The 9,773-nt window shown below is 62.6% G+C and carries 9 protein-coding genes; 8 read left to right on the top strand and 1 reads right to left on the bottom strand.

The annotated features are described in order from the left end of the window. On the bottom strand, positions 1 to 380 hold a 380-nt coding region (locus QBK88_RS16495; RefSeq protein ID WP_277962874.1), incomplete at its 3' end, for an exodeoxyribonuclease VII large subunit. Between the two features lie 127 nt (positions 381 to 507). On the opposite strand from QBK88_RS16495, the gene zapE reads away from it, so the two are divergent. From zapE to QBK88_RS16455, 8 genes are all read left to right on the top strand, one after another. Then, positions 508 to 1,563 (top strand): cell division protein ZapE, encoded by a 1,056-nt coding sequence (gene zapE / locus QBK88_RS16490; protein ID WP_277962873.1) that lies wholly within the window; start codon positions 508 to 510, stop codon positions 1,561 to 1,563. A 97-nt stretch (positions 1,564 to 1,660) separates the two neighbouring features. Continuing rightward, entirely contained in the window at positions 1,661 to 2,413 is a 753-nt protein-coding gene (locus QBK88_RS16485; protein ID WP_277962872.1) for a sulfite exporter TauE/SafE family protein, read from the top strand. A gap of 26 nt (positions 2,414 to 2,439) precedes the next feature. After that, positions 2,440 to 4,068, top strand: a complete 1,629-nt coding sequence (locus QBK88_RS16480) for a 4-hydroxyphenylacetate 3-hydroxylase family protein (RefSeq protein ID WP_445764949.1) — start codon at positions 2,440 to 2,442, stop codon at positions 4,066 to 4,068. Positions 4,069 to 4,140: 72 nt separating this feature from the next. After that, on the top strand, positions 4,141 to 5,187 hold the full coding sequence (locus tag QBK88_RS16475) for an aromatic ring-hydroxylating oxygenase subunit alpha (protein ID WP_277962871.1): 1,047 nt from the start codon (positions 4,141 to 4,143) through the stop codon (positions 5,185 to 5,187). Positions 5,188 to 5,200: 13 nt separating this feature from the next. Then, positions 5,201 to 6,580: a diaminobutyrate--2-oxoglutarate transaminase family protein gene (locus QBK88_RS16470; protein WP_277962870.1), complete on the top strand. Its 1,380-nt coding sequence runs from the start codon at positions 5,201 to 5,203 to the stop codon at positions 6,578 to 6,580. After that, complete coding sequence (locus QBK88_RS16465; RefSeq protein WP_277962869.1) at positions 6,577 to 7,878, top strand: SidA/IucD/PvdA family monooxygenase; 1,302 nt, start codon at positions 6,577 to 6,579, stop codon at positions 7,876 to 7,878. Before QBK88_RS16470 ends, QBK88_RS16465 begins: the two co-directional genes overlap by 4 nt. Next, the gene (locus QBK88_RS16460) at positions 7,871 to 9,154 is read left to right on the top strand and encodes an FAD-dependent oxidoreductase (RefSeq protein WP_277962868.1); all 1,284 of its coding nucleotides are present in this window, start codon (positions 7,871 to 7,873) and stop codon (positions 9,152 to 9,154) included. The genes QBK88_RS16465 and QBK88_RS16460 overlap by 8 nt, the downstream gene beginning before the upstream one ends. Further along, complete coding sequence (locus QBK88_RS16455; protein ID WP_277962867.1) at positions 9,151 to 9,771, top strand: FMN-binding negative transcriptional regulator; 621 nt, start codon at positions 9,151 to 9,153, stop codon at positions 9,769 to 9,771. Before QBK88_RS16460 ends, QBK88_RS16455 begins: the two co-directional genes overlap by 4 nt. Positions 9,772 to 9,773: the final 2 nt, after the last annotated feature.

Here is a 9,773-nt window from a genome sequence, read left to right as displayed (position 1 = left end):
AGCTTTTCCTTCAGGGCGTCGAAGGCCAGGCGCAGGGCGCCGTCACCGGCAGGCTCCACGGTGTCGAGAATGAGCTGGTAGTCGCCGCGGCCTTCGAACAGCGAGACCTTGCCGCGCACTTTCACCGCCAGGCCATCCTTGAGCGCCTGGCGCACACGCTGGGCGTTCTGGCGGAACAGCGCACAACGCACTTGGGCGCCGCTGTCCTTGAGGGTGAAATACACGTGGCCCGAGGCCGGGCGCGCAAGGTTGGAGATCTCGCCCTCTACCCAGATGCTGCTGAAGACGTCTTCCAGCAGCACGCGCGCGCGGCCGTTGAGCTGGCTGACAGTGAGGACCTCGCGGTCCAGGCCGAGTACGGCGAAAGGGTCTCTGTTCATGGGGGCATGATAAGGGTATTGCGGCGATGTCGCGATAGGCGCGCGCACTTCGGTCACCTGCTTTCGACACCTGGAAAATCTCGCTAACATCCGCAGCCTTGGAGCAGACAAGGCAAAGGAACGTCATATGCAACCTATCGTCGCCAGCATCGAGGCCATGGCCGCATCGCGCGGTTACCAGTTGGACGAACAGCAGGGGGCGTGCATCAACCGCCTCGCCCACCTGGCCGAGCGGGTGATGCACCCATCATTGCTGCCCTCGCGCAAACCCAAGGGCCTTTATATATGGGGCCCCGTGGGCAGGGGCAAAAGCTTTCTGCTGGATGCCTTCTTCGACCGCCTGGCGCTCGCGGAAAAAAAGCGCTTCCACTTTCATGAGTTTTTCCGTGAGTTGCATGCGCGCATCTTCGCCAATGCCAGCAGCGAGCGCAGCATGGAGGACGCCCTGGATGAAATGCTCAAGGGCTGCAAGCTGCTGTGCTTCGACGAGTTCCACCTGCATGACATCGGTGATGCGATGCTGATCAGTCGGGTGTTCACTGCGATCTTCGCGCGCCAGTGCGCGCTGGTGACCACCTCCAACTACCCGCCCGAAGGCTTGCTGCCCAACCCGCTCTACCATGAGCGTTTTCTGCCGACCATCCGCTTGATCGAAGCGCACATGGACGTGGTATCGATCGCCGGGGGGGTCGACTACCGCAGCCTGGGCGGCGAGGGCGATGCGTTCGGGCTCGGCGCGTTCGTCTCTCCGGGCAACGCCACCCAACGCCACCAACTGGGCCTGCCCGAGGTCACGGCCAGCCGTGTCGAACTTAAGGTCAACCACCGGCCGCTGCGGGTGATGGCAGCCTCGCAAGGGGTGCTTCATGTTGGTTTCAGTGATATCTGCGAGGCCCCCACGGCGACCATGGACTACCTGGTGCTGGTCAAGACCTACCCGCGCTGGATCATCGAAGGCATTCCGCGTATTTCCACGGCGTCGCCCGCGGCACAACAGCGTTTTCTCAACCTGGTGGATGTATTGTATGACACGCGCTGCGAAGTATTCATGATCAGTACGCTGCCGTTGAATGAAGCGGTTGATCATTGTGATATCGCCGATATTGTACGAACCCGTAGTCGGCTCTCACAAATGAAGCAGTTACATGTTAAAAACGATACAGAAATGGCGTTTGGCCATTAGTACCAAGGTATTATTGGTGTGCGTGAAACTTTTAGTTAGCGTACGGTCAATCGGCAGGAACGCCAGATAACAAGAACAACACGAATGGAGTCATGCAATGAGCGACGCGTTTGCAGTCGGGTTGCCCGGCTATGCGATTATCTTCGCCGCACTGTTATGTGCGTATATCATTTTCGGCATCGCCGGATTTGGTACCGCTCTTATCGCCAGTCCTGTGCTGGTGCTGTATATCCCCATCGCCAAGATCGTTCCGCTACTCGCGTTGATGGACCTGTGCGCCGCACTGGTCAATGTCAGCCGTGATGGCCGCAAGGCCGACTGGCGCGAGCTCAGGCGGCTGGTCCCGCTGATGGTGGTGGGGAGCCTGATCGGGGCGGCCATCCTGCTGAAGGCCAGGCCCGATATCCTGCTACTGGCGCTGGGCATCTTCGTGGTGGGCTACTCGCTGTATTCACTCAGTGGGCTCAAGCCAGACCGTACCTTTTCCCCGGCCTCGGCCATTCCCTTCGGCTCGGTGGGTGGCGTGTTCAGCGCCTTGTTCGGCAGCGGCGGTTTCATTTACGCCATTTATCTGAGCGGCCGGATCAAAGACAAGAATGCCATGCGCATCACGCAAACCACGCTCATCGGCTTGAGTACCCTGACCCGGGTGGTGCTGTTTGCCCTGGCAGGGGTATACCTGGACAGCAGCCTGTTGTGGCTGGCACTGTTTCTCGCCCCGGGCATGTTGCTGGGCACGGCCATAGGCCGCCGGCTGACATTGAAGATGTCTCGTGAACAATTCCTCAAACTTATCAATGTTGTCGTGCTCGCCTCTGGCGTGGCATTGATTATCCGTTACTTCAGCTGAACCCGTACCGGGCCTGAGCGCCCCTGATGACCTGTGCCTGTTCGTCCAACTTCCGAGTTGGGCGGCGGGTTGTGCCGTGCCTGAAAACCGCAAGCTTCGCCAATAACGATAATAGGAGAACGCGTTTGGACAACAATCACCCGAATGAAATGATGACGGGCTCAGAGTTTCTGGACAGCCTTGATGACGGTCGCCACGTGTATATCTATGGTGAGCGTGTCGAGAATGTTTGCGAACACCGGGCGTTTCGTAACAGTGCGCATTCATTATCGCGCTTATACGATGCCCTGCATGATCCTGCCAGCCAGGAGGTGATGACCGATATCGACCCGGATGGTTACCGGACCCACCGCTACTTCATGCCCTCGCGTTCCGCGCAGGACTTGCTCAAGGCTCGGGATGCCATTGCCCATTGGTCACGGTTGTCTTACGGCTTCATGGGCCGCACACCGGATTATAAAGCAGGTTTCACCGCCACCCTGCACTCGGACCCGGACTTGTACGCGCCGTTTCATGACAACGCGCAAAGCTGGTACAGAAAATCGGCGCGCAAGGTCATGTTCCTCAATCACGTGCTGGTCAACCCACCGGTGGGCAGGGCACGGCAGATCGCCGACATGCGCGACATTTACCTGCATGTGGAAAAAGAGACTGACGCGGGCATCATCGTGCGCGGCGTGAAAATGGTCGCCACCACCGCGGCGCTGTCCAATGCCACCTTTGTCGCGCAGAACAGCGCCACCCATTATCAGGCCGGGGCCGAGGAAGATTTCGCCTTGTGCTTCATCCTGCCGATGAACGCACCCAACCTCAAGATCATGTGCCGCCGCTCATTCGAGGCGGCGTCGTTGAGCCCGTTCGACCACCCGCTGTCCAGCCGTTTCGACGAAAACGATTCGGTGCTGATCTTCGACGGCGTGCTGGTGCCTTGGGAAAACGTGCTGATCTACCGCGATATCGAGCGTGCGCGCAGTTTTTATGCCGCGTCCGGTTTCCTCAATCGTTACCCGCTGCAGTCCGGCACGCGGTTGGCGGTGAAGATGGACTTCATCTGCGGGCTGTTGAGCAAGGTGCTGGAGTCCAATGGCTCGGCGCAGTTCCGTGGCATTCGCACGCGCCTGGCGGACATCGTCGCGTTGCGCAACCTGATGTGGTCGTTGACCGAGAACCTGTGCCTGAACCCCGAGACCCGGCGCGATGGTTCGGTAGTGCCACGCCTGGAGGCCGCGGCGACGGTGCGTTACTTCGGCACGCAGATGATGAGCCAGCTCAAACCGGTGTTCAACACCATCCTGGGCGGCTCGCCCATCATGCAGACCGCCAGTTGGCTGGATATGGGCAACCCGGAGGTTCGTCCCTTGATAGACCTCTATTACCAGGGCACCGACCAGAGCGCTGGTGAGCGAATGAAGCTGGTCAAGTTGCTGTGGGACGCCTTGGGCAGTGAGTTCGCCGGTCGCCACGAGCTCTACGAGCACAACTACGCCGGCAACAATGAGCAGGTGCGCCTGGACATGCTGCGCCACTGCGAAAGCGCCGGGGTGCTGGCCCAGTGTACCGACCTGGTCGAGCGCTGCCTGGCCGATTACAACGAGCAGGGCTGGGCCCCGGGCTCGGGATGGCGGTTCGAACCCGCGCAACACGAAATCCGTTAAGCCACCACGCTGGTCCCGGCAGCCCCCCGAGAGGCTGTCACGGGCAGGTTCAGACTGAAAATGGAGCGGGACATGCTTTACGACAGTGGATGGAATCGCGAAGAGCTGGATTACAAGGCCTTGGAAAACCAATGGCACGTGGTTGCGCGCAGTGAAGATGTCAGCGCCGAGCGGCCCACGGCTGTCAGGCTGCTGGGCGAAGACCTGGTGTTGTGGCGCGACGGCAGCGGGGGCATTCATGCCTGGAAAGACTACTGCGGCCACCGCGGCGCACGGCTCTCGCTGGGCTGCGTGAAGAAGGGCGAGATCGAATGCCCGTATCACGGCTGGCGCTACGACGGGCAGGGGGACTGCACCCTGGTGCCGGCGCACCCCGACCGACATGCCCCGGCTTCGGACCGGCTGATCTTCAAGCACTATGCCGAGGAGCGTTACGGTTATGTCTGGGCCAGCCTGGTGCGGCCCGAACGGCCACTGCCCGAACTGCCACAGTGGGACGATGACAGTTTTCGCAAGGTCTATGCCGGGCCTTATCACTACCAGGCCAATGCGCTGCGGGCGCTGGAAAACTTCATCGATGCCTCGCATTTTCCTTTCGTACACGCCCACCTCAACGGCTTGCCGGACGCACCGGAGCCGCTGAAGAAATACACCGTCAGCCAGGACGAGCGGGGCCTGCATTCATCGGAAATCAGTGTATTCCAACCCTTCGGCGATCACCGCGGCATCCCGGTGACTGCGCGCTACACCTATTCGGTGTTCAACCCGACCACGGCCTACTTCAAGAAGAAGACCGGTGAGGTCGAGCGCTTCTGCACCTTCTTCAATGCCACCCCGGTGGACGAGAAGGCCTGCATCATCTGGCTGATCGTGGCGATCAACTTCGGCCCCGAGTTGACCCTTGATCAGATCCTGGCGCGGCAGAACACCGTGTTCGAGCAGGACCGCCATATCGTCGAGTCACAACGCCCCGCCCGCCTGCCCCTGGACCCCAAGGCTGAGATGCACGTGACCAGCGACCGCCTGGGCTTTGAATACCGGCGTTGGTTGCGCGAGCTGGGCGAGGCCCGGCGCGCCCCCGGGCAACTTGAACAGACCATCCGCGCGGTATCACTGTGAGCAGGAGCCAGCCATGACCATGCAGCCACTTGAGCGTTTCATTGAGCGTGAATCCAATGCCAGAACCTATTCGCGCAACTTCCCGGGGGTATTGAGCCATGGCGCACTCGCCCAGGTGACCGACAGCGAAGGGCGTCAGTACCTCGATTGCCTGTGCTGCGCCGGGGCATTGGCCCTGGGCCACAACCATCCCTTCATCCAGCGGCGGGTGATCGAATTTCTGCAGTCGGGCCAGTTGCAGCAGGCACTGGACCTGGCGACGCCAGCGCGGCTGGCATTCGTGGATAAACTGTTCCAGTGTTTGCCTCGCGCTTTTGCCACGCAGGCCAAGGTGCAGTTCTGCGGCCCCACGGGCGCCGATGGGGTGGAGGCCGCGCTGAAACTGTTCAAGACCGCCACCGGCCGCCGTTCGGTGCTGGTGTTCCAGGGCGCCTACCACGGCATGACCCATGGTACGCTCGGCATGATGGGCAACGTCGCCCCACGCCAGGCCATTTCAGGAGTGCCCGGCGAGATCCAGTTTCTGCCTTACCCCTACACCTTCCGCAGCCCCTTCGGTGCGCAGGTGGATGCACTTGAAACCGAGCGGCTGAGCCTGGCCATGTTGGAAACGGCACTCAGTGATCCGGAAAGCGGCGTATGCAAGCCGGCGCTGGTGCTGCTGGAGGCGGTTCAGGGCGAAGGGGGCTGCATTCCCGCCAGTGCGCCTTGGCTCAAGGGTGTCAGGGAGATCACCGAGCGCCATGGCGTACCCCTGGTCATCGATGAAGTGCAGTCCGGGATCGGCCGTACCGGTGATATGTTCGCGTTCGAGCACGCCGGTATCGTTCCCGATGCCATCGTGGTATCCAAAGCCATCGGTGGCGGCTATCCGTTGTCATTGCTGTTGTACCGGGACGAGTACGACCAATGGAAACCCGGCGCCCATGCAGGCACCTTCCGCGGTAACCAGATTGCCCTGGTCAGCGGCCTGGCGACGCTGGAGTACATCGAGCAGACCAACCTGCTGGCCCACGTTCGGCAGGTAGGTGTGCAACTCAAGGAGGGCTTGCTGGACATCCAGAGCCGTTACCCCTGTATCGGCGATGTGCGCGGGCGCGGCCTGATGCTGGGCGTGGAACTGGTGGATGCCGATGCGCAGCCCGACGCCCTGGGCCACCCGCGCGGCGCCACGCAACTGGCCGCCAGCGTCAAGAAGGCCTGCCTGCAGGCGGGGCTGATCATTGAAAGCGGTGGGCGCAATAATGCGGTGCTGCGCTTCCTGCCGCCGCTGGTGATCACTGCGCTGGAAATCCAGACGTTGCTGGCGCGCTTCGAGCAGGCATTGGCCGCTTGTGCTCCAGCCCGCGCACGGCCATTGCCGGCACCGGGTTTCGCTGAGGTGCAGCCATGAGTGCTCGCGACCCGCTGCATGATGTGCTGGGCATCGGTTTCGGCCCGGCGAACATTGCCCTGGCGGTGGCGTTCGAAGAGCTGGCGCCGGACTTGAGCGTGCGGTTTATCGAGCGCAAGCCGCGGGCCGCCTGGCAACCGAATATGTTGCTGGCGGGGTCCGATATCCAGAACCACCCGTTGCGGGACCTGGTGACGCCGCGCAACCCGCGCAGCCGCTATTCGTTCACCAACTTTCTGTTCGAGAACGGGCGCCTGTACGAGCATTTGAACCTGCCGTTGCACTACCCATTGCGGCTCGAATACGCCCAGTACGTCAGTTGGGTAGCCGGTTTCTTCGCCTCCCGCGTGGATTACGGCCGCGCCGCGCAGCAGGTGGAACTGGTCGAAGCCCAGCCTCAGGTACCCCGCCATTATCGGGTGACCACGGCCGAAGGTCAGGTGTACCGGGCCAGGAGCCTGGTCCTGGCGCCAGGACGTACGCCCCATATACCGGCGCCGTTCGCCGATGTGCGGGACGCCCGCGTGCAGCACCTGAACCATTACCTGCCAGCGCTGGAGGCGGCAGTGGCGGCCACTGGCTCGCGTTGCCGTGTCGCTGTCATTGGTGGCAGCCAGAGCGCGGTGGAAATTCTCTTGCATGCCGAACAGCACCCCGGGGTGAGCCAGGTGACGGGCTATACCCGCAACTTCGGTTTTCGCCAGAAGGACACCAGCCCGTTCTCCGATGAAGTGTATTTTCCCGCCTTCGTCGACACCTTCCATCAGGCCAGCCCCGCCAACAAGCGACGCCTGCGCAACGAGTTGGCGGCCACCAACTATTCCTCGGCCGATATCGACGTGCTCAACCAGCTTTACCTGCGCCGTTACGAGCAGCAGTTGCTGGGCGGGGACCGCCTGCGGATCAATACCTGCCATGAAATCATCGAGTGCGCGGCGACGGCCGACGCTGTAACGGTACAGGCGCGGCACTTTCTGCAGGGCACCGTCCAGCAGGGCGCGTTTGACCTGGTGATATTGGCCACCGGCTTTCTCGATCTGGGCGACGGCGAGCGGCAGGAGCCCTGCCCACCGTTATTGCTCGGGGTGGCAGGCGACAAGGACGCTCTGGCCATTGGCCGAGACTATCAGGTGCAACTGCAGGGCGGCCTCCCGACCTACCTCAACGGCTTGTGCGAGTCTTCCCACGGTATGGGCGATGCGGGGTCATTCAGCTTGCTGGCGATCCGGTCGCAGACCATCGTCGATTCGCTGTTGGGCCAATTCGAGCATGGAGCGGAGCGCCAGCGCTATGGTTGATGCCGCATTGCACGCTTTGCTGGACGCGCCCTCGACATGGCAAGGCAGCGTACCTGCGCTGCGCGGCGCCAGCCCGTTGCCTGCGCACAGCGACATGGTGATCGTAGGGGGCGGCATCGGCGGGCTCAGCGCTGCGCTGCATGCACTGCACCACGGGTGCAGCGTCACGGTACTCGAGGCGGGGGAACTGGGGGCAGGGGCCAGCGGCCGCAATTCAGGCTTTGTCGTGCCCGTGCCGGCCCGGCATGGCCCCGATACACTCAACGCACTGCTGGGCGACGCTGCGGGGCCGTATGTGCGGGCCTTGCAACAGGCCGCACGGCAGGCCTTGAGCCGGGGCGGCCCGCAGGTGGTGCGCCAGGGCTGGCTGCAGCCCTTTGCGCAACCGCCCCTGGGCAGCCTTCGGCACCTGGCCAGGCAATGGCAGGCGCTGGGCATTGACGCTGAATGCGTGGAGGGCCAGCGCCTGGGCGCACTCGCAGGCACGCGATATTACCCCGAGGCCTTGCTGTTCAAGGGTGGGGGCGGTGTAGATCCTTTGGCCCTGCTGCACCAGTTGGCCGACGCCGTGATGGCGCTGGGTGGCTGTATCGTTGAGCAGTGCAGCGCGTTGAACACCACGGTGCGTGGGCAGGGGGTCACCGTCCATACCCCACAAGGGGACATCCGCGCCGGTCGCGTGCTCCTGGCTGCAAATGCCTATGGCACGGGTGCCAGCCAGGCGACTCGGCGGCCCATCGGCCGTATCGCGCTGGGCCTGGGGACGTTTACCTGCGAGGACCTGCCGCCCGAAACCGCCTGCCTGCCCTTTTCCGACGCCCGCAAGGACATGTGGTTTTGCCGGCGCCTGACGGGCAACCGCTTGATAACGGGGGCGTTCATCCTGCCGGGTGCAGGCGGGGCAGCAGCGGCCGCAGGCCTGATGAGCGAGCGCTTGCAGGCCTTGTTCGGCCCAGGCCCATGGACACCAGGGCAGCTATGGGCCGGTTACGTGGGCGTGACCCGCACGGGTATGCCCGTGGTACGCCAGCACGGCCCTCGCATCATCCGTTGGAGCGGCTGCAATGGGCGCGGTATCGCCTTGTCGAGCCTGATGGCGCAGCGGTTGGTGGACCACCTGATGGGTGAGCCCATGCCGACGCTGCCGCAAGCCACATTCAACAGTGCGCTGCTGGTCCGCTGGTTGGCGCACTCGGTTATCCAGCGGGACCGCCGTCGCCAGAAGAAAGCGATGGTGGCCCACCCCTCCCGTTTTCCGCGCGAGACCACTTCATGAGCCTGTGTCCGTTTCATTATCAGGAACATCGGTCCAGCGATGCCGACCTGATCGGCCGCTTCATCGATGCATTTCCGCTGGCGTTGATCACTTCATCAGTGGCAGGCAAGCATTACAGCAGTTACATCCCCTTGCTGCGTGACCACGACCAATCTCTGTTCGGCCATGCCGACCGCCGCAACCCGCAATTCGCCGGGGAAGCGTTCAGTGCGCAGGTCTTTTTCGTCGGGCCCAATGCCTACATTCCCCCGGAAGGCTACAGCAGTGCGCAACTGCCTACCTGGAATTACCTGGCGGTGCACATGCAAGCCCAGGTCCAGACGGTGCAGGGCGATCGGTACGCCCTCGATATCCTGCGCCGCACCGCCCAGGCAATGGGGGCCCAGGGCTCCCGATACCGCGTCGATGATGCAGACCCCCGAGTGCAGAACAACCTTGCCCATATTGTCGGGCTGCGGTTGGTGCCCAGTGAGGTCGAGGCGCGCTTCAAGCTGTCGCAAAACAAGGCGCAGAAAGACCGAGATGCCGCTCTGGACTGGTTTTTGAGCGGCGATCTGGAGCAACACCGGCAACTGTTCGAAGACCTTCTGCGCCATACCTCCGGCGCCCGGGAATAAGG

Origin of the sequence: Pseudomonas sp. RIT-To-2, from assembly GCF_029623465.1 — a bacterium.
GTDB classification, from domain to species: Bacteria; Pseudomonadota; Gammaproteobacteria; order Pseudomonadales; family Pseudomonadaceae; genus Aquipseudomonas; species Aquipseudomonas silvicola.
The sequence above is the reverse complement of the archived record's forward strand: the minus strand, read 5'-3'. Positions and strand labels throughout refer to the sequence as shown.